The 19,420-nt window shown below is 61.4% G+C and carries 15 protein-coding genes; 14 read left to right on the forward strand and 1 reads right to left on the reverse strand.

Annotated features, from left to right (window positions below; genetic code table 11):
• Positions 1-10: 10 nt before the first annotated feature.
• From rpsJ to tig, 8 genes are all read left to right on the forward strand, one after another.
• Positions 11-319 carry a 30S ribosomal protein S10 gene (gene rpsJ / locus HCH03_RS10640; protein ID WP_080142318.1) on the forward strand — a complete coding sequence of 103 codons (309 nt, stop codon included), beginning with the start codon at positions 11-13 and terminating at the stop codon, positions 317-319.
• A 16-nt stretch (positions 320-335) separates the two neighbouring features.
• Positions 336-974 (forward strand): 50S ribosomal protein L3, encoded by a 639-nt coding sequence (gene rplC / locus HCH03_RS10645; protein ID WP_080142319.1) that lies wholly within the window; start codon positions 336-338, stop codon positions 972-974.
• A 34-nt stretch (positions 975-1,008) separates the two neighbouring features.
• Positions 1,009-1,632: a 50S ribosomal protein L4 gene (gene rplD, locus HCH03_RS10650; protein WP_185905310.1), complete on the forward strand. Its 624-nt coding sequence runs from the start codon at positions 1,009-1,011 to the stop codon at positions 1,630-1,632.
• On the forward strand, positions 1,632-1,916 hold the full coding sequence (gene rplW / locus HCH03_RS10655; protein WP_080142321.1) for a 50S ribosomal protein L23: 285 nt from the start codon (positions 1,632-1,634) through the stop codon (positions 1,914-1,916). The genes rplD and rplW overlap by 1 nt, the downstream gene beginning before the upstream one ends.
• A 147-nt stretch (positions 1,917-2,063) precedes the next feature.
• Positions 2,064-2,765, forward strand: coding sequence for an ABC transporter ATP-binding protein (locus HCH03_RS10660; protein WP_080142326.1), 702 nt, complete (start codon positions 2,064-2,066; stop codon positions 2,763-2,765).
• A 13-nt stretch (positions 2,766-2,778) separates the two neighbouring features.
• Positions 2,779-6,144: an FtsX-like permease family protein gene (locus tag HCH03_RS10665; RefSeq protein WP_221689484.1), complete on the forward strand. Its 3,366-nt coding sequence runs from the start codon at positions 2,779-2,781 to the stop codon at positions 6,142-6,144.
• Positions 6,145-6,711: 567 nt separating this feature from the next.
• Complete coding sequence (locus HCH03_RS10670; RefSeq protein WP_185905307.1) at positions 6,712-6,960, forward strand: hypothetical protein; 249 nt, start codon at positions 6,712-6,714, stop codon at positions 6,958-6,960.
• 722 nt (positions 6,961-7,682) lie between these two features.
• Positions 7,683-8,996, forward strand: a complete 1,314-nt coding sequence (gene tig, locus HCH03_RS10675; protein ID WP_185905306.1) for a trigger factor — start codon at positions 7,683-7,685, stop codon at positions 8,994-8,996.
• Between the two features lie 61 nt (positions 8,997-9,057).
• Here the strand turns inward: tig and HCH03_RS10680 are convergent, their stop codons facing one another.
• The gene (locus tag HCH03_RS10680; protein ID WP_080142330.1) at positions 9,058-9,309 is read right to left on the reverse strand and encodes a helix-turn-helix domain-containing protein; all 252 of its coding nucleotides are present in this window, start codon (positions 9,307-9,309) and stop codon (positions 9,058-9,060) included.
• A 572-nt stretch (positions 9,310-9,881) separates the two neighbouring features.
• Here HCH03_RS10680 and HCH03_RS10685 point away from each other — a divergent pair.
• The 6 genes from HCH03_RS10685 to HCH03_RS10710 all read left to right on the forward strand — a co-directional run bounded on the left by HCH03_RS10685 (position 9,882) and on the right by HCH03_RS10710 (position 19,406).
• Positions 9,882-11,447: a helix-turn-helix transcriptional regulator gene (locus tag HCH03_RS10685; RefSeq protein WP_221689485.1), complete on the forward strand. Its 1,566-nt coding sequence runs from the start codon at positions 9,882-9,884 to the stop codon at positions 11,445-11,447.
• Between the two features lie 36 nt (positions 11,448-11,483).
• On the forward strand, positions 11,484-12,905 hold the full coding sequence (locus tag HCH03_RS10690; RefSeq protein ID WP_221689486.1) for a response regulator transcription factor: 1,422 nt from the start codon (positions 11,484-11,486) through the stop codon (positions 12,903-12,905).
• A gap of 249 nt (positions 12,906-13,154) precedes the next feature.
• Positions 13,155-15,521, forward strand: coding sequence for a molybdopterin-containing oxidoreductase family protein (locus HCH03_RS10695; protein ID WP_221689487.1), 2,367 nt, complete (start codon positions 13,155-13,157; stop codon positions 15,519-15,521).
• Between the two features lie 2 nt (positions 15,522-15,523).
• Entirely contained in the window at positions 15,524-16,021 is a 498-nt protein-coding gene (locus tag HCH03_RS10700; protein WP_221689488.1) for an oxidoreductase, read from the forward strand.
• A gap of 30 nt (positions 16,022-16,051) precedes the next feature.
• The gene (locus tag HCH03_RS10705) at positions 16,052-16,501 is read left to right on the forward strand and encodes an FKBP-type peptidyl-prolyl cis-trans isomerase (RefSeq protein WP_221689489.1); all 450 of its coding nucleotides are present in this window, start codon (positions 16,052-16,054) and stop codon (positions 16,499-16,501) included.
• Positions 16,502-16,913: 412 nt separating this feature from the next.
• The gene (locus tag HCH03_RS10710; RefSeq protein ID WP_221689490.1) at positions 16,914-19,406 is read left to right on the forward strand and encodes a molybdopterin-dependent oxidoreductase; all 2,493 of its coding nucleotides are present in this window, start codon (positions 16,914-16,916) and stop codon (positions 19,404-19,406) included.
• Positions 19,407-19,420 lie beyond the last annotated feature (14 nt).

Here is a 19,420-nt window from a genome sequence, read left to right on the forward strand (position 1 = left end):
GGTAAGGTAAGTGGCTAATCAGAAGATTCGCATCCGCTTGAAGGGGTACGACCATGAGATCGTGGACCAGTCCACGAAGCTCATCGTCGACACCGCGCAGAAGACGGGTGCCAAAGTGTCCGGTCCCATCCCGCTGCCGACGGAGCGCAACCTGTACTGCGTCGTCCGCGGTCCGCACGTCGACAAGGATTCCCGCGAGCAGTTCGAGATGCGCACGCACAAGCGCCTCATCGACATCCTCGAGCCCACCCCGAACACGGTGGACTCCCTGATGCGTCTCGATCTCCCCGCCGGCGTCGACATCGAAATCAAGCTGTAAAGGGGGTCAGGCGATAATGATCAACGCAATCTACGGTAAGAAGATCGGCATGACCCAGATCTTCGGCGAGGACGACCGCGTCATCCCGGTGACGGTCATCCAGGCCGAGCCCAACAAGGTCTGCCAGGTGAAGACGAAGGCCACCGACGGCTACGAGGCCGTGCAGATGGGCTTCGGCGAGGTGCGCAAGTACAAGAAGAGCGGCGAGTACCGCGTGAACAAGCCCATGAAGGGCCACTTCGAGAAGCAGGGCACGGATCCCGTGCGCTACCTGCGCGAGGTTCGCGTGGAGAACGCCAGCGAGTACAGCGTGGGCGACGAGCAGACGGTGGCCGCCTTCGCCGAGACGAAGAAGGTCGACGTGACCGGAACGTCGAAGGGCAAGGGCTTCGCCGGCGTCATGAAGCGCTACGGCTTCCGCGGCGGCCCGGGCGGCCACGGCGCGCACTTCCATCGCGCTCCCGGCTCGGTGGGCCAGTGCGCCACCCCGTCCCGCGTGTTCAAGGGGCTCAAGCTCCCCGGCCACATGGGCGTGGACACGGTGACGGTGAAGAACCTGGAGGTCGTGCGCATCGACGAGGATCAGAACCTCATCCTGGTGAAGGGCGCCGTCCCCGGCGGCAAGAATGGCATCGTTCGCGTCCGCATGGCGTAAACGTGGGATTTGATACAAAAGGAGTTATACACCTATGACCACGATTGAGATCAAAGACGCGAGCGGGAAGAAGGCCGGTTCCGCCGACCTCGCCGCTTCCGTTTTCGGCATCGAGCCGAACGTGCCGGTCATGCACACGGTCGTGCGCTCCCAGCGCGCGGCGTGGCGTCAGGGCACGCATGACACGAAGACGCGCGGCCAGGTCCGCGGCGGCGGCAAGAAGCCGTGGCGCCAGAAGGGCACCGGCCGTGCCCGTCAGGGCACCATCCGCGCCCCTCAGTGGGCCGGCGGCGGCACCGTGTTCGGTCCGCATCCGCGTTCCTACGCGTTCCGTGTGAACAACAAGGAGGTCAAGCTGGCCATGCGTTCCGCGCTGTCCGCCAAGCTGGCCGACGACGAGCTGGTGATCGTCGAGGGCTTCAAGTTCGAGAAGCCGTCCACGAAGTCCGCCGTCGCCGCATGCAAGGCGCTCGGCCTGGAAGGCCGCGTGACGCTGGTCATCGCCGACGACGACGTGAACACCTACCTGTCGTTCCGCAACATCCCGAAGGTGAACATCATCCCGGTGTCCGAGATCAACACCTACGAGCTCATCGACAACAAGAAGCTCGTGGTGACGGCCGACGCCCTCAAGCACATCGAGGAGGTGCTCGCATAATGAAGGATCCCCGCGAGGTTATCATCCGCCCCATCATCACGGAGCATAGCTACGACATGATGGAGCACAACACGTACACGTTCGAGGTGGCGAAGGACTCCAACAAGGTGGAGATCGCCCAGGCCGTCGAGGCCATCTTCGACGTGAAGGTCGTCAAGGTGAACACGCTGAACGTGAAGCCGAAGCCCAAGCGCGTCCGCTACCAACTGGGCAAGACCCGCACCTGGAAGAAGGCCATGGTCACGCTCAAGGAAGGCGACACGATCGAGCTGTTCGCCAGCTAGGCCGTTTCGGCTTGCATCATCGCGCAACCGAAAGCGCCCCGCAGATTCCTGCGGGGCGCTTCTCTTTTTTGTTGGTGGACGTGCGCGAGAGAAGGCGTTGGTGTATGGTGGTTCGAGCGTAACCGAAGGGAAGAGAGAGGTCGACCGGTGGCATTCGTCGAGTTCCGCGATGTGCGCAAAGTGTATACGATGGGCGAGGTCGAGGTGGCGGCCGTCGACGGCATGACGTTCGACATCGAACGCGGGGAACTCGTGGTGGTGGTGGGCCCCTCGGGCGCCGGCAAGACCACGCTTTTGAACATGCTGGGCGGCATGGACGGGTGCTCGTCGGGCACCATCATGCTGGACGGACGCGACATCAGCGCGTTCGGGCAGAAGGAGCTCACGTACTACCGCCGCTACGACATAGGGTTCGTGTTCCAGTTCTACAACCTCGTGCAGAACCTCACGGCGCTGGAGAACGTGGAGCTGGCCAGCCAGATATGCAAGGATCCCCTCGATGCGGCCGACGTGTTGACCCAAGTGGGGCTGGGGCATCGGCTGGACAACTTCCCGGCCCAACTCTCAGGCGGCGAGCAGCAGCGCGTGGCCATCGCCCGTGCGCTGGCGAAGAACCCGAAGCTTCTGCTGTGCGACGAGCCCACCGGCGCGCTGGACTACCAAACGGGCAAGGCCATCTTGAAGCTGCTGCAGGACACCTGCTACGAGACCGGCAAGACCGTCGTGCTCATCACGCACAACTCCGCGTTCACGGCTATCGCCGACCGCGTCATCCATATCCGCGAGGGACGCGTGGCCGGCGTCGAGGTCAACGACGCGCCGTTGTCGGCCGAAACGCTGGAATGGTAGGAAGCCGCCTGCCGTGAGAAGCGCGTTCAACAAAGAGGTCGCCCGTTCCATCACCCATTCGCTCGGGCGCTTCCTGGCCATCGCCGCCATCGTGGCGCTGGGCACCGGTTTCTACGCCGGGTTGCGCATGACGGCACCCGACATGAAGCTGGCGGCCGACGCGTTCTACGACGGAACGCACCTCATGGACGTGCGCGTGCTCTCGACGCTCGGGCTCACGGACGACGATCTGCAGGCGCTGCGCGGCGTGGAGGGCGTGCAGGCGGTCATGGGCGCCTACGAGACCGACGTCATGGCCGACGTGGGCGGCGAGCAGTACGCGGTGCGCGTGCATTCGCTGCCCGCCGCAGCGCTCTCGTCGAACACCTCCGACGGGGTGAACGCCCGCTCGGACGACGCGGACTACCTCAACCGGCCCATCCTGACGCAGGGGGCGTGGCCGACGAAGAAGGGCGAATGCGTGCTGTCGTCCGACCTCGTGGTGGCCGAGAACGCGCGCATCGGCGACACGGTGCGCATCACCGAGACGACCGAGGGCATGGAAGACGCGCTGGCCGCCGACGCGTACATGGTCGTCGGGTTCGTGAGCTCGTCCTACTACGCGACCTCTTCGAACCTGGGATCCACGTCGCTCGGCAGCGGGTCCATCCAGCAATACCTGTACGTGCTCGAGAGCGACTTCTCCGACGACCTGCCCTACACCGAGGCGTTCCTCACGGTTGCGGGCGCGGCCGACGAGCGCTCCTCGAGCGCCGCGTACGACGACCGCGTGGCGGAGGTGACGGAGCGCATCGAGGCGCTGGCGCCCGCGCGCGAGCGGCTGCGCCTCGAGGGCCTGCGCGCCGACGCTCAGGAAGAGCTCGACGAGAAGCGCGCCGACTACGAGCGGCAGAAGGCCGACGCCGAGACGCAGCTTGCCGATGCGAAAGGGCAGCTTGACGACGCCGCGGCCGCCATTGCCGACAACGAGCAGAAGCTGGCCGACGGGCAGGCGAGCTACGACAATGGCGTCGCGGAGCTGGCGAACCAGCGCGCGAGCGCGCAGCAGCAGCTTGGCGAGAACGAGGCGCGTCTCGATTCGGTGCAAGCCGGACTCGACGAGGCGTTGCCGCAGCTCCAAGCGGCGGCAACTCAGCTCGAATCCGCCTGGGCCCAGGCTGGCTTGACGTACGATCAGGCGAAAGCGCTTTCAGGACAGTTGTCCCAGCAGATCGGCGTCGACCAAGGATCGCTTGCGGCTCTGCAAGAGCAGCTGAAAGGACTCGATCCGGAAAGCGACGAATACAAAGAGGTAAGCAAGCAGATTGCGCTTATGCAGGGTAAGATCGACGCGGAGCGCGGTCAGCTGGCGCAGCTACAAGCTCTCATTCAAAACCAGGACGCATATCAAGAGCAGAAGGGCCAGTATGACGCAGGTGTGGCCCAAGTGGCCCAAGGCTGTGTCGACCTTGCCGCAGCCCGCCAGCAGGCCGACTCGCAGCTGGCGGCGGCCCAGCAGCAGCTCGACGCGGCCGCTGCGCAGCTGGCGAGCGGGCGCGACCAGCTCGCGCAGGGCAAGGCCGACTACGAGAGCGGCCTGGCGGAGTACGAGAGCAAGAAGGCCGAGGCCGATTCCCAGCTGGCCGATGCCGAGCGCCAGCTGAACGACGCTCAAAAGCAGATCGACGACTTGGAGAATCCGACCTGGTACGTCATGGACCGCACGGCAAACTACGGCGTGGCCAGCTTCAACGCCGACGCCGACCGGGTGGACAGCATAGCGCAGGTGTTCCCGTTCATCTTCTTCCTCGTGGCGGCGCTCGTGGCGCTCACCACCATGACGCGCATGGTGGAAGAGGAGCGCATGCTCATCGGCACCTACAAGGCGCTCGGGTACAGCCGCGCCCGCATCACGGCGAAGTACCTGGTGTACGCTTCCATCGCCAGCGTGGCGGGCAGCGCCGTGGGCATCGCCGTTCTGTCGCAGGTGCTGCCCGCGGTCATCATGCAGGCGTACGGCATCATCTACTTCGTGCCGTCGCAGCCGCTTCCCCTGGCCATCGACGCGGGCTTGGCGGCGTTGGCGGCCGGCCTCGGGGTGGGCGTCACCCTTGCTGCCACGTGGGCGGCGGCGACGGCCACGCTGCGCGAGCGTCCGGCGACGCTTATGCTGCCGCGTGCTCCCAAGTCGGGCAAGCGCATCTTGCTGGAGCGGGCGGCGCCCCTGTGGCGGCACCTCTCGTTCTCGTGGAAGGTGACGTTCCGCAACCTGTTCCGCTACAAGAAGCGCTTCGTCATGACGGTCATCGGCATCGCGGGCTGCACGGCGCTGCTGCTCACGGGGCTGGGACTGTCCGACGCCATCAACGACATCATCGACAACCAGTTCGGCAAGATCACCAAGTACAACGCCATGGTGTCCCTTGAAGACGACCTGACGGGCCAGGAGCAGGGGGAGCTCGACGGGGTGCTGGGCGACTCGCAGCTGGTGAGCGACCATGCGCGCGTGCAGCGCGAGAACATGCTAGCCACCGGGCCGGACGATGCCGACCAGCACGTGCAGGTGATCGTGCCGCAGGACGCGGCCGACATCGACCGCTTCGTGATGATGCGCACGCGCCTGGGGCACGACCCGATCGAGCTCGGCGACGAGGGCGTCGTGCTGAGCGAGAAGCTCGCCACGCAGCTTGGCGTGGGCGTGGGGGACGCGGTCTCCTTGACCGAGCAGGACGCCATCGGCAACGCCACGGGATCGCCGCACGAGGCCACGGTCACGGGCGTCATGGAGAACTACATCTACAACTACGTGTTCATCGGGCCCGAGCGCTACGAGCGGTTGATGGGGGAGGAGCCGCCGTACTCCACCGTGCTGGCCATCGCGACCTCCGACGCGGATCGGCGCGCCGAGCTCAGCCGGGAGTTGGGGGGCATGGACGGCGTGAAGACCGTTGCGTACAACGACGAGACCATCGACGCCTACCGCGACATGCTCTCGAGCGTGAACATGATCGTGGTGGTGCTGGTGGTCGCCGCTGCGGCGCTCGCGTTCATCGTGCTGTACAACCTCACGAACATCAACATCACCGAACGCGTGCGCGAGATAGCCACGCTCAAGGTGCTCGGCTTCACGCCGCGCGAGGTGGACGCCTACATCTACCGCGAGACCGCGCTGCTGTCGATCATCGGCAGCTTGGTGGGGTTGGTGCTGGGCGTGTGGATGGAGAGCTTCGTCGTGGTGACGGCCGAGGTCGACCAAGTGATGTTCGGCCGCGTTATCCATCCCGCCAGCTTCTTGATAGCCTTCGCGCTCACCATGCTGTTCACGGTGTTCGTCATGGTGGCTATGCGTCGCAAGCTGGCAGGCGTCGACATGGTTGAGAGCCTGAAGTCCAACGAGTGACGCCCTTCGCCTCCCGCCTCCGGCGGGGGCTCGCTGCTCGGGCAGTCCTGGGCTCGCACGAAGCGTCCGCTGGACGCTTCGGCTCGTGCGGAACTCGCATCGAGCCCCCGCCGGAGGCGGGAGGCGAAGGGCTGGCCCTTGCTTGACGTTCGGCGGGGTGGGGAAATTCGACCTGCGGGGTCTTCGGCTCGTGCGGAATCTTCCGCCGGCCCCCTTCCCTCGGTGGTGGAGGCGGATTGCCGCTTGATGGTCGACGGACGGGGAATTCTTTCTGATCGATTTATTCTTGTCTGCAAAACACCAGGTCGAGTATGTAAATCAGACCATAGGTATTACGCTTTTTCAACCATTTAAGCGCTTATAGGGGATGCAGAAGGGCGGAGCTGATTGTTAGAGTACCCTGCGAGAGGTCGAATTCGTTTCGTGTGATCGGCTCGGTTCTGTCGGGCTGGATGAAGGTGCGCAAGCCCCCCGCGCGCCGAACGCGATCCTCGCGGGCCCGCGAGACCAAGCACCTGGCGGGCCCGGCAGCACTCGGTCTTATCGTAAAAGAGAAAGGATCTCCTCATGTGCTTCAGACCAGCAGCTATTGATGCGGGCGGCCCCGTGAAGTGCCCCAAGTGCGGCGCGGAAGTTGCCGCAAACCTTGACGCATGCCCGAACTGCGGTGCCAAGGCTACCCCTGCTCCCGGCTTCCCCGGAGCCCCCGGCGCCCCTGGCGTGCCCGGCGCTCCCGGCGCTCCGAAGCCTCCCGGCGCCCCGGGAGCCCCCAGCGCTCCGAAGGCTCCCGGTGCCCCCGGCACCCCCGGAAAGTAGCAACCCCTTTCGTCGACCTCCTCTTTCAACGGCGAACGCAAGACCCTCGGTTTTCTCTCTGGCCGAGGGTCTTGCCGTTTTCGGGGTGGCGTGCGGGGCTCGCCGGCGGTTCCCTCCCTTCGTCGCGGCGCGGGCATGGTCGGCGGATCCGAGGACTTCGTCATTCGGCTTTCTGCGGCTTCGGCGCGCGCCGTCAACCCCCTGTTTCGGCGTTTGCCCGGTCGATGACGGGAAAGTGGTACGTGCGGTATGAGGCCTTCGCGTCAAAATAAGCCCCTTGGTGTAATGCGTGAAGCGCGCTGATTCCGTATAGTACGTCCTGTGCTGCACGGTACGCACCGCGCGGGTGCCAAGGTCGAACCCCCTGAATAGGCCTTCCGCACCTTGTTCGCCTTTCAAGGCTTCGCGGAACGCTTGCCGTGCAGCCTCTTTTTTGCCGGGACGCGGCCTTGGTCATCGTCCTATATTTGCCCGCATCTCGTCGCGACGAGCGTCGATGTGCGTTACAATTGCTAGCTAGCAAGGATCGGAGGGGGAACGCTCGTGTGCTATCCCTGCACGCATTGCGGTCGCTGCCGCGAGGCGGTGAAGCCCGGAACGTGCGCCGCATGCGGATACGTCAACGGCACGGGGGCTGAACGATGCGCGAAATGCGGCACGCCGTTTCCGCCTCCGCCCGGCGTCAAGCGCCGCAATGCTCGTATGAAGGAGACGGAACCAAGATGAAAGTCACGCAGAAGAAACTCGACGACGGCACGCTGTTTATCGACGCCGTCGCCTCGACGGCCGAAGTGAGCAACGCGCTCAACAACGCGCATCTCGCGTTCGCCCAGCAGATGGGCATGCGCCCGGAGAAAGACAAGACGGTGGCCCAGGCCGCCGAGGAGCGCATGGGCATCAAGGACCTCGATTCGGTCGTTATGAACCAGGCGGTGGAGGCCCTCGTGCCGTTCGCCATCGACAAGACCGGCGTCATCCCCGCGTTCCCGCCGCAACCCGAGCCCAAGACGGCTCTCAAGCGCGGCCAGACGTTCCAATTCGCCCTGCACCTCACGCCGAAGCCGGACTACGAGCTCACGTCCTACGAGCCGGTGTCCATCACCGTCCAGGAGGTGTCCGTCGACGAGAGCCAGGTCGACGCGCAGATCAGCCAAGTGGCCGAGCGCTACGCCGAGTTCGTGGCCGACGACCCGCACCCGGTGCGCAAGGGCGACAGCTGCCTTCTGGCCATGGAGTCCTACGAGAACGGCGAAAAGCTCCCCGGTCTCACCACCGACGCGCGCACCTACACCACCGGCGCGGGCCTCATGCCCGACGGCTTCGACGAGAACATCGTCGGCATGAACGTGGGCGAGACCAAGACGTTCACGTTCGAGGGCCCCGGCATCGACGACGAAGGCAACGAGATCGTCGAGACCATCGAGTGCACGGCCACCGTCAAGGAGATCCAGAAGAAGGTCGCCCCCGTCATCGACGACGCGTGGGTGGCCAAGTACATGCCCATGTACAAGGATCTGGCCGCCATGCGCGACGACATCCGCAACGGCCTGAACCGCCAGCTGTCGGGCGAGTACGAGAACTACAAGCGCAACCTCGCTGCCGGCGAGCTGGCAAAGCGCTTCAAGGGCAGCATTGCGGACGAGGTGTACGAGTCCATGTCGCGCAACCTCATGAACAACCTGCGCGCCGAGGTGGAGCAGCAGAACATGACGTGGGACCAGTTCGTCGAGCAGCAGGGCGGCGAGCAGCAGTTCAACATGATGATGATGATGCAGACGCGCCAGATGCTCGTGCAGGGCTACGCCCTGGACGCGGTGTTCCGCCACGAGGGCCTCGTCGTGAGCGACGAGGACGTGCAGGAGGCGTGCGCGTCCATGAACCCGCAGAACCCGCAGGGCGTCCGTCGCCAGATGGAGGAGTCGGGCCGCGGTTTCGCGCTGCGCGAGGCCGCCGAGCGCATCAAAGCGAACAAGTGGCTCCTCGACCACGCGGAGATCACCGTGAAGGACCCGAACGAGGCTCCGGCTGCAGAATAGCGGAAGCTTTCGAAGGCTAAAGAGAACCGGCTACGGCCGGTTCTCTTGCATTCCGGGGCCTTTACGTGGTGGTCAGGTCGCCTTCCCTGTCGTCTTCGATGTCCGAGAAGAGGTCCTTCGGCGAGATGCCGAGCGCATCGGCTATGTGGAAGAGCTTGTTGACGCTGATGTTGCTGATGCCGTTCTCGATCTCGGAGAGATACCCCTTGTTGATGTCGGACATGAGGGCAAGCTGCTTCTGCGAGATGTTTTGGGCCCTGCGCACCTTGGCGATGCGTTGCCCTAATTGCCTTCTTTTGTTGAAATAATCCATACCGTGAAGGCTAACGAAGCTTATTGGTCATTAATCGGATATATCCGAATATTGAAAAAAAGAAGTTACCAAAATCGGTTGTTTCCCCAACTTGCCGCTCATAGCGGGCGAAAGTTCGGATTCTCGGCTACGGCATCACCGTAGCGCCTCTTCGCCGTTCCGCATTGGCGTTCAGAGGTGGGAGCGCTCTTTCTTGCCTTGCATCGCTTCGATGCGAAAAGGACCGTAGCATCGAGAACCTTTCAACTCAAGATTGTGGCGACGCGGCAGCTCGACAGAGCGGTGGTTGCCGGCACTGAGAAAAGAGGGACGAGGGGGGTAGCTAGGAATCGGTTTGATCGTTTGACCCGCTCTCGTATTCGGATATAATCGAAGCTCTCTCGCAGCGCGATGGCGCGAGAGATGTCAAAGTCTAGACGAGAAAGCGTAAGCACTAAGACCTTACGCTCGTTTACAAGCCTAATGCGCCATGCCTGAAACTTGAGAGATCGCTGTCATCTCAGAATAAAGTCCCTGCTGCACGTACTATTATTCAGGGTATGGCGGTGGCGAAGGCATCGTCAAGCGAGTGGATGAAACCGTCAACGGGGGTGACTGTTTCCATGGTTCGTACAAACTCATCAGAGGCCTTACCGAAAAGCAAGAGACTCGAAAAAAAGAACGAATGGCTTTTCGTCAATCCCTATCTCATTGCCGGGGTTCTGGGGGCGTCGTTTTGCTTCACCTGGTTTTTCGCGATCCTGACGACGAGTGATTTTGTAACAGGGGAGGGGCATTCGCCGTCGGCCGTCGGCATGCTGCATTTTGTATTCGTCGCCGCACTTTTGCTGACGTACTTTGTCGAATGGCTGTTGTCCAATTGGCTCCAAACCCATCGTATCGTACTTGCGGTGACGGCTCTTGTTTGCGGGGTGACCCATTCTTTAGGCGCGTTTTCCGGTTTTCAGCCAGTTTGGGGTTATGCGGTCGCGGCTTTGGCCGGTGTTGGCGTCGCTGCCTTAACGACACTGTGGATCGAGTTCGTGTGCGTGCTTATGAAAGCCCAGATACGGGCGGCGGTTGCCGCGATGCTGGCACTCTCGTTTCTGTGGTACGTGGGGACGGTTTTTTTGGACAATCGCCTGGTCCCTTACATCATCGCGCTCTACGCTCTGCTATCGGGGCTGACGTACTTGTTCTTGCATATGCGTTTCTCGCTCATGGACGACCTTCCCGCTATACCGGCTAAAGAGTCCGACCAAAGGCTGCAGATCACCTGGAAACCCTCCCTTCTTACCGTTATGGGCTCGGCGGCTCAGGGATTCGCTTTGTACTGGTTGCTGGCGCCGGAGGTGCACACCTTCGGCGTGTCCGCGATCATCCAGGGCGGTTCTCTGATCGTTTTCGCTTTGCTCCTCGTTGATTCCCGGAAGGCATTCTTCCTCAAAGAGTCCTTTATTCGGAAGATGTTTCTCCCCGTGCTTGCTGCATGCATCCTCCCCTTGTTCTTCTTGCCGCAGGAACTCTGGGTGTGGCCTTGCGTTTTCGCGTTTCTGTTCTCGTTGCTGCCCTATGCCAGCGCCATTTTTGCGACGTGCGAGCATATCGCACGATGCGATTTATCATCGATAAGGACGTTCGGATGGGGCAGGCTGTTTTCGTCGTCGGGATTGCTGCTCGGGTTGGCGGCGGGCTGGGTTGCGTTCTCCACTCAGGCGTTCGGCTCCGTTACGCTTCCGGTGATGGTGACGATCGTTGTTATGTTCTTCATTCTGGTTTCGACGACGATGAGCAAGCAAAGCTATTATCCCGGTGAGGAGCAAAAGCGGGAACCGCGTGTCGCATTAGGTCCGCACGGGGAAGTAGTGGTTGATTCAGGATACGGAAACGCGGATTCGGGCGTGAGGTTCTTCCACCTGAGATGCGATGCGGTTGCCGAAAAGTACGGTTTGTCCAAGCGTCAAACCGAAGTGCTCCATTTGCTTGCCAAAGGGCGCAATGCCGAGTACATCCAGAAACAGCTTGTTATCTCGCCCCACACCGCCAAGGCCCATATCTACAACATTTATCAAAAAACGGGGTCGCATTCGCGTCAAGATTTGATGGATCTGGTCGAAAACGAGAGCATCGACGAAAGCTCTCTTGGGGAATCCTTGTAGCTTGTCGGACTGAGTTCCAGAATGAAGGTTGGGGATATGGCGCACGAATCCAAGGGGATGTCGCGTATGGGGTCGATGAAGCTCGATCTCGATACGTTGATAGGGTTTGTAGGCTTCGCATCGCTTGTCTCAACGGTCTTAGCCCTGTTTCTCATCGTTCCCGAATTCGCTTCGGTGGAAAGGCATGCGGCCGCCATGCGCATTGGCTGCGCACTCGCCTTGGCCTTGGCCTTTTCTTTGGTTCATTTCGCTTCGCATGCGTTGGCTACTGGCCGCTGTGGGATTCTCGTCATCGGCGCGTTCGTGGGCTTGGTTTCTTTGGTTCTCGTCTTGTTGGCTCCATCCGGTCCATCGCAAGTTCTGATCGTTGCGGGCGTTGCGGCGGCTTTTGGCTTGGGCGCTCTCTGCTCTCTCTGGTTCTGCTTCGTATGCGCTCGGCCTCACAAGATCATTCCCTTGTTCGCTTCGGCGGCGGTCGGCGCGGGGATCCTCGTTTGCATGGTGGAAAGCTGCTTGGTGGACGAGGCGTCCCGTATCGCCATCGTGTTCACCTGGGCAGCCTCTTTGGCGTGTTTGCTCGTGCTGATCAAGTCGAGGGTTGAGAGCGTCTTTCCCGAATCGATTGAGAATCGAGAGTCGGATAAGCGGTCGAAGATACTGTGGACATCGGCTCTCATGCTTTCGATCAGCAATTTCGAGTTCGGCTACGTGCTCGGCTCGGCGGCGGAGGGGTCGGAGCGCATGCTTTGCCTGGCCACCGCTGCGGTTGTCGCCCTTCTTTTGGCGGTGAACTTTGCTCGAAAAGGCATGGTGAACGAGCGAAGCCTGTCTCCGCTCACGCCTCCTCTGACCATGTTCGCATTCCTGTCATCGTATTTGTTCGGTGATGTTTTTCGCCTGCTTGCGCTTTGCATCCTATCGGCCCTATTCACGGTTTACACCTTGTTCGGAACGGTTGCCGTGGCAGAACACGTGCGCATTTCCCATCTTTCGGCTCTACGCGTTTATGGGAAGGCCCGTGCGCTCGATTATGTGGGTGTGGCCGTTGGGCTCGTGAGCGGATACGGCATTGCCTGGATGGCTTCTGCGAATATGCTGTTCGCCATACAGGCGTCTGCGGCGATAGCCGTCGCTTACGGTTTTATCGCATCGTATTGCCACAAAGCGCGCTTTCCTGAAGCCAGCATGGAAGAGGGAAGCGCGATGCCGGAAACGAAAGGCCTCTGGAAGAAACGGTGCCGAGTGGTGGGCGAGCAATGCGATCTTTCCGAGCGACAGTTCGAGGTTCTGGTTCTTGTGGCTCAGGGAAGGAATGCCAAGTACATCGAAGAAGCCTTGTCGATCTCTTTAAGCACAGCGCAAACCCATATACGCAATATCTACCGCAAGACGGGCGTGCACTCCCGCCAAGAGCTGCTCAACCTAATTGAAGACACGAAGCTGTACGGAGAAGAATAAAGACTTTTCGGTTTGCAGAATGCCGCTTCGTGTCCCAGATACTAGATAAAACGGGTCTCATGTCTCTCTACCTATAAGCGCTGCCTCCAAGGCTAATTTTCCTGCATTTCCCCAGATGGGCTATCGTCAAGTATGGGGTATCGAGGCAAACACCAAGAACGCCACGATGACAGTCCCCTTCGCGCCACGTATTCTCCCTCGCAACGGTGCCCTGAGGCACGGTAGACGAGAAGGAGAAAGGACGTGACCATGAGCGAAGACGAATTCTATAAAAGAGCCGAAGTAGTCAAGCTCGATACGCTTTCGGACGTCAACGACATTGGCAAGCCGTGGCGCTACGAGGAGAACGGCCTCACCGTTACCCGCACGAGTCCGTGGTCTCCTCCGGGGTGCCACCCCGTAGGATGCGGTCTCAAGCTGTACGTGGACGGCGAGGGCAAACTCGTGCGAGTCGAGGGGGACGAGAACAACCCGGTGACCCAGGGGCGCCTGTGCCCCCGGTGCATCGCGCTCAAGGATTACATTTACAATCCGGCACGTCTTCTGCATCCTATGAAGCGCGATCCCAAGGATCGTGGCAACGCCGATGCGTGGGAGCAGATCACCTGGGACGAGGCGTTCGATATCATCAAAGGAGAGTACGACCGCATCACTGCCGCTTATGGCCGAGAATCCATCGTGGTGTTTGCGGGCACCGGTCGCGAGGGGGGCACGTTCGCCCCGTACGGCACCATGTGCTTCGGCACGCCGAACTTCTGCTACACGCAGTCGGGCTACGCCTGTTACACGCCGCGCTTGGCGGCTATCGCCTATATCGCGGGCACGACGTATCCCGAATGGGATTACGCAGGCGCCTTGCCGAACCGATGGGACGACGAGCGCTACGAGCTTACCGAGTGCCTGGTGGTTTGGGGCAAGGCTCCGCTCGAGTCGAATCCCGACGGCTTTTTCGGACATGCGGTCATCGACACGCTGCGCCGCGGTACGCGCCTTATCGTCATCGATCCGCGTGTGAACTGGCTCGCCACCCGCGCCGACATCCATTTGCAGCTGCGCGCCGGCACCGACACGGCCATGGGCATGGCCTGGCTCAACATCATCATCAACGAGGACCTTTACGATCACGACTTCGTGGAGTACTGGTGCTACGGCTTCGAGCAGTTGGCCGAGCGCGTGCAGGAGATGCCGCCGGAGAAGGCTGCCGAGATATGCGACGTGCCGGTCGAGGACATCTACGCCGCCGCGCGCATGTACGCGCAAGCCAAGCCGGCCGCCATCCAATGGGGGCTCGCCGCCGACCAGAAAACCGACGGCATGCAGAACGGGCAGGTGACCGTCGACCTCATGGCCATCACGGGCAACCTGGACGTTCCGGGCGGGCAGATCCTGCCGGGTACGGGCGCGGGTCACAACGAATCCGGTTTCGGCTTCGAGAAAGGCGTGGGCGAGGAGCTGCAGAAGAAGATGATCGGCCTCGAGCAGTATCCCGCCTACTGCATGATTATTTTGAACGCGCATGCCGACTTGATGCTGCACGCGCTGGAGACGGGCGACCCTTACCCCATAAAGATGGGATTCTATGCGGGGAACAACCTCATGAGCTGCACGTCCATGGAGCCTCAGCGCTGGCACGATGCCATCGTGAAGTCGCTTGAGTTCTGCATCGGCTTCGACACGTTCATGAACCCGTCCATCGAGGCGTCCTGCGATATCTTCCTGCCGCTGTCCACGGTGGCCGAACGTGAGGGCACGGTGTTCACGCACTACGCGCCCTGCACGGTCACGGCCGGATTCATGCACAAGGCCATCGAAGTGGGGGAGACCATGACCGACTTCGAGCTGTGCTACGAGCTGGGGCGTCGCCTTCGCCCGGAAGTGTGGGAGGATTTCGCAAGCGCAAAGGAGTTCATGGAGGCCTTGCGCCTGGGCAAGAAGGAAGGCGGCAAGTATTTCGACGAGGTCTCTCAGAACGTGGTGTGCCAGATTCCCGTGGACTACTACAAGTACGAGCGCGGGGAGATGCGCCAAGACGGCCAGCCCGGCTTCGCGACGCCCACCGGCCGCGTTGAGCTATGGTCGACGGCGTTCAACCAGTTCGGCGACGATCCGCTGCCGTACTTCTTGGAGCCGGAGTTCGGCCCTGCCAATCCCGAGCTCATGAAGGAGTACCCGTTCATCCTCACCACCGGTGCGCGCACGACCGCGTTCTTCCATTCGGAGCATCGCCAGATAGCCTACCTGCGCGAGTTGAACCCCGACCCCATCGTGGAGGTCAACCCGAAGGTCGCCAAGGACCTGGGCATCACCGACGGTCAGTGGGTGCGCCTGTGGAGCCCCTTCGGCGAATGCGTGGAAAAGGCGCGCATCACGGAAACCGTCGATGCGAAAACGATCCACGCGCAGCATGCGTGGTGGTTTCCGGAGGAGGATGGCAACGAGCCGAACCTCTACGGCAACTTCCGTTCGAATATCAACAACCTCCTTCCCAACGACCACTTCGGCAAGCTCGGGTTCGGGGCTCCGAACAAGTGCCTCGTGTGCAACATCGAGCCCATTGCCGAGAACTACGACACCGACATGAATCTGATCTGGGAAAAATTCGGAAAGCTGGTGTAACCATGGCGACGTACGGACTTCTGATCGACTACGAATACTGCACGAACTGCGGATCTTGCCAGGTTACGTGCAAGGAAGAGCATGGCTACCCGGTTGGCAAGACGGGCATCAAGGTGCTCTCCGACGGACCTTGGAAGATCGATGAGACGCATTGGAACTGGAACTACTTTCCGGTGCTCACCGACCTATGCGACCTGTGCGCCGAGCGCACGGAGAAGGGGCGCGAGCCCATGTGCGTGCATCACTGCCTGTCCAACATCATCGCCTACGGTACGGTCGAGGAGCTTTCCAAACAGCTTGAAGACAAGCCGAAGCAGTTCCTGATGGTGCCCCAGTACAACCCCATCGAAGCCAAGGGAGCGTTCGTGCCCAGCAGCAAGAGCACGCACCGTGCGGCCCATATCGAGGTTCAGGGAACCGGCAAAGCGTCCTACGCCGTACACCGCCACGACACCAAGGTCGGCGAAATCGACGAGACCGAGGGGCTCGAGGGAGCATAGGCGGCCATTGCGGCCGATCGCACGAGGGAAATGCTGGAGGAGACTATGGGACAGGCAAACAGGGTTGGAAAAACCGCTTTCATCCGGTATCGGGGCGGCGTGTTGGGCGAGGAGCCGATCGACGATCGCTCGACGGGCGAGCCGCTTGCCGTCACGATCGGGACCTTGCAGCTTCCGCGGGGCGTGGAGGATGCGATCGTCGACATGGAGGTGGGGGAGAACCGAACCATCGAAATACCCTGCGCGCTCGGATACGGCGAGTATCAGGAGAAGCTCGCATCGTGGCATCTCAAGACCATGGTGGAGAACGGATACGGCTTGAAAGTCGGCGATGTGATCTTTTGGACCAACCCCGACGATGGAAGAAAGATGCCCGTCTGGGTGACGGAGGCGACTGCCGACATGGTGAAGCTTGATTTCAACCATCCGTTCGCCGGCAAAACGCTCGAGTACTGGGTCGAGCTGGTCGACCTGAAATAGAAGGAGGGGCTGTGTGCTATCCGTGCACGCAATGCGGCAGGTGCGGCAAGTACTGCGAGGACAGCCCGTATTACACCCCTCCCGCCCAGATACCGTGTTTCGCCTGCGGCGGCGTGGTGGACCCTGCGACAGGGCGGTGCCCGTCGTGCGGCGCCGTTGCGTTCGCCCCGGGTGGAACGCGGATGGTTGCGGGGAGTAAACAGCCCGACCCTAGGCGACGCGAGGCTTAGCAGAGCCTACCTATTGCGTTTTCGAAAAGGCTTATTTTTTTGCGTTTCCCAAGGTGGGGCATCGTCAAGTATGAGGTACGGCGCGGAACACCAAGAACGGTACGATGACAGCCGTTTTTCAGCTCCGTATCCTCCGGTCTTATGACGACGTCCCGCGTCAGAACGATTAAGGAGGCAAGTCCATGGCTGACTACAAAGGATTCTTGGACGGCATTGATCGCAAAGCGTATCACGAAGGGGAAGTGGTTTGGGAAGAGGACGGCTATACCGTCACGCGTACCTACAATTACAGCGCTCCCGGCTGCCACGATTCCTGCGGCGTTTTGCTGTACACCAAAGATGGCAAGCTGGAAAAGGTGGAGGGCGATCCTCTCGACCCCTATGCGAACGGCAAACTGTGCATGCGCTGTTTGGACTTGGAAGAGATGGTCAATCACCCCCAGCGCTTGAAGTACCCTATGAAACGCGCCGGCGAGCGGGGCGAGAACAAATGGGAGCGCATCTCATGGGAAGAGGCGCTCGACACGATCGAGACCTACATCAAGGAAGAGATCGACGACAAGGGCCTCGGCCGCGAGGCGATTCTCGTGGGGCACGGCACGGGCCGCAACATCAACTGGCAAGTCCCCTTCATCGCCGGAGCGTGTTTCCGCACCGCCAACGTGGGCGGCATCTACTTCTCCGGATGGTGGTGCTACATGCCACGTGTGTGCGGCGCGGCAGGTCCGCTGGGCGATTACCCCATCGTGGACGCGTCCGAGACGCTTCCCGACCGCTATGCGAACGACGAGTGGGCCCGTCCCGACGTGTTGGTGGTATGGGGCAACGAGCCGTTGAAGTCGAACGGCGACGGCTACCTGGGCCACTGGTTGAACGTATGCGTGCAGATGGGCACGAAGATCGTTTCGATCGACCCCGTGCTCACCTGGTGGGGCGCCCGGGCCGAGTATTGGCTGCAACCCCATCCCGGCACTGATTGCTGCATCGCGCTCGCGTGGCTCAACGTCATCATGAACGAGGATCTGATCGATCACGAGTTCGTCGAGAACTGGTGCGCCTATTACGACGAGCTTAAAGAGCACGTGCAGCAGTTCTCTCCCGAATGGGCCGCGTCCATAACCGGCGTTCCGGCCGACCTCATCGTATCCTCCGCCCGCCTTTACGCCCAAGCGGACCGAGGGGCCATTCAGTGGGGCCTCGTTTTCGATGCCGGAACCAGTTCGTCCATGCATTGGGTCGAAGCGGTATGCGATCTTATGGCCATCTGCGGCAATATCGAAAAACCCGGTACGCATGTGCTCGTGCACAACTCCTTCGACATCAACGCCGGCTACTCGTCGGTAGACCTTTACGCCGACCCGGGCGCGCTGGAGCGGAAGTTCCGCAAGTGGATGGTGGGCGACGAGGGCCTCGATTTCGTGGGCATGTCCAACTGCGACTCCATGGCTTCGGTTCTCGAAGCAGGGAAGATACCCGTGACGGGTGAGGATTATCCGATCAAGATGCTGTGGGCCCAGAGCTGCAACGCGTTCGCCGGACACGAAGGCCAGGTTCCCCGCGCTTACAAGTACATGTCGAAGATACCCTTTATCGTGTACGCCGATCCCTTCATCACGCCGACGATGGTCGCCTTGGCGGATATCATCTTGCCGGTATCAATGTCGGTGGAACGCGATTCCGCCCGTACCTGGTGGACGCCGTTGCGCGCCATGAAAAAAGTGACGAGCTTCTACGAGGCGAAGTCCGACGAGGAGATCGCGCTTTGGCTGGGCAAGCGTTTGAATCCCGAGCTGTTCGTGCGTTGGGATACCGCCGAAGACTTCATCAACGATTACCTGTTGACCGATCTTGCCGTTGTCGGTCCCGACGGCAAGGTGAAGAAGGCCAATTTCTCTGCGGCGACCGACGACGAGTGGGGACACACGTCGGTTACCGACGACAGCGGTCCTTCCATCACCACGAAATGTCCCTACACGTTCGATCAGTTGGTTGCGGCGGGCGGCCACGCCTACGATGAGTGGAACGCCACGTACAACAAGCACGAGAAGGGCATGCTGCGCCCCGACGGCCAGGTCGGCTTCAACACGCCGTCCGGCCGCATCGAGCTGGTGCCGACCATTTTCCAGTCGTGGGGCATTCCGCCGTATCCGGTGTACACGCCCGCTCCCGAAACGTGGGAGACCACGCCGGAGGTCATGGAAGAGCTGCCGTTCTACATGATCAACGGCGCCCGTTCTTACGAGTTCTTCCATACCGAGCATCGCCAGGCTCCCACCATGCGCGAGTTCCATCCCGAGCCGCGCGTGAAAGTGTCGCCGAAGACGGCCGCCGATTACGACTTGCAGGACGGCGATTGGATTTGGATGGAGAACAACGAGGGGCGCTGCAAGCAGATGGTCCAGGTGTTCGAGGGCATTCCCGATGATTGCATCTCGGCCGAGCACGGTTGGTGGAAGCCCGAGGAGGAAGCCGCCGCACCGCACCTGAACGGATGCTTCGACTACAACGTGAACAACCTCACACGCAACTTCCAATCGGGTCCGGGCGGCATCGGCTCCCCCATCAAGTGCACGCGCTGCCGCATCTACAAGGTGCGGGAAGGCGACGTCATGCCCGGCAAACAGATCACCCAGCTCGGTGGCTGGCGCGACGACTACCAGCCCATGCAGGCGTAAGGAGGAGTTTCATC

Origin of the sequence: Gordonibacter massiliensis (ex Traore et al. 2017) (assembly GCF_019731765.1) — a bacterium.
Taxonomy (GTDB): domain Bacteria; phylum Actinomycetota; class Coriobacteriia; order Coriobacteriales; family Eggerthellaceae; genus Gordonibacter; species Gordonibacter massiliensis.

Bases quoted from the DNA above. Each gene is read 5' to 3' on its own strand.
- rplC (WP_080142319.1), top strand. From the start codon at position 336: ATGATCAACGCAATCTACGGTAAGAAGATCGGCATGACCCAGATCTTC.
- rplD (WP_185905310.1), top strand. From the start codon at position 1,009: ATGACCACGATTGAGATCAAAGACGCGAGCGGGAAGAAGGCCGGTTCC.
- rplW (WP_080142321.1), top strand. From the start codon at position 1,632: ATGAAGGATCCCCGCGAGGTTATCATCCGCCCCATCATCACGGAGCAT.
- HCH03_RS10670 (WP_185905307.1), top strand. From the start codon at position 6,712: ATGTGCTTCAGACCAGCAGCTATTGATGCGGGCGGCCCCGTGAAGTGC.
- tig (WP_185905306.1), top strand. From the start codon at position 7,683: ATGAAAGTCACGCAGAAGAAACTCGACGACGGCACGCTGTTTATCGAC.
- HCH03_RS10680 (WP_080142330.1), bottom strand. From the start codon at position 9,309: ATGGATTATTTCAACAAAAGAAGGCAATTAGGGCAACGCATCGCCAAG.
- HCH03_RS10685 (WP_221689485.1), top strand. From the start codon at position 9,882: ATGAAACCGTCAACGGGGGTGACTGTTTCCATGGTTCGTACAAACTCA.
- HCH03_RS10690 (WP_221689486.1), top strand. From the start codon at position 11,484: ATGGCGCACGAATCCAAGGGGATGTCGCGTATGGGGTCGATGAAGCTC.
- HCH03_RS10695 (WP_221689487.1), top strand. From the start codon at position 13,155: ATGAGCGAAGACGAATTCTATAAAAGAGCCGAAGTAGTCAAGCTCGAT.
- HCH03_RS10700 (WP_221689488.1), top strand. From the start codon at position 15,524: ATGGCGACGTACGGACTTCTGATCGACTACGAATACTGCACGAACTGC.
- HCH03_RS10705 (WP_221689489.1), top strand. From the start codon at position 16,052: ATGCTGGAGGAGACTATGGGACAGGCAAACAGGGTTGGAAAAACCGCT.
- HCH03_RS10710 (WP_221689490.1), top strand. From the start codon at position 16,914: ATGGCTGACTACAAAGGATTCTTGGACGGCATTGATCGCAAAGCGTAT.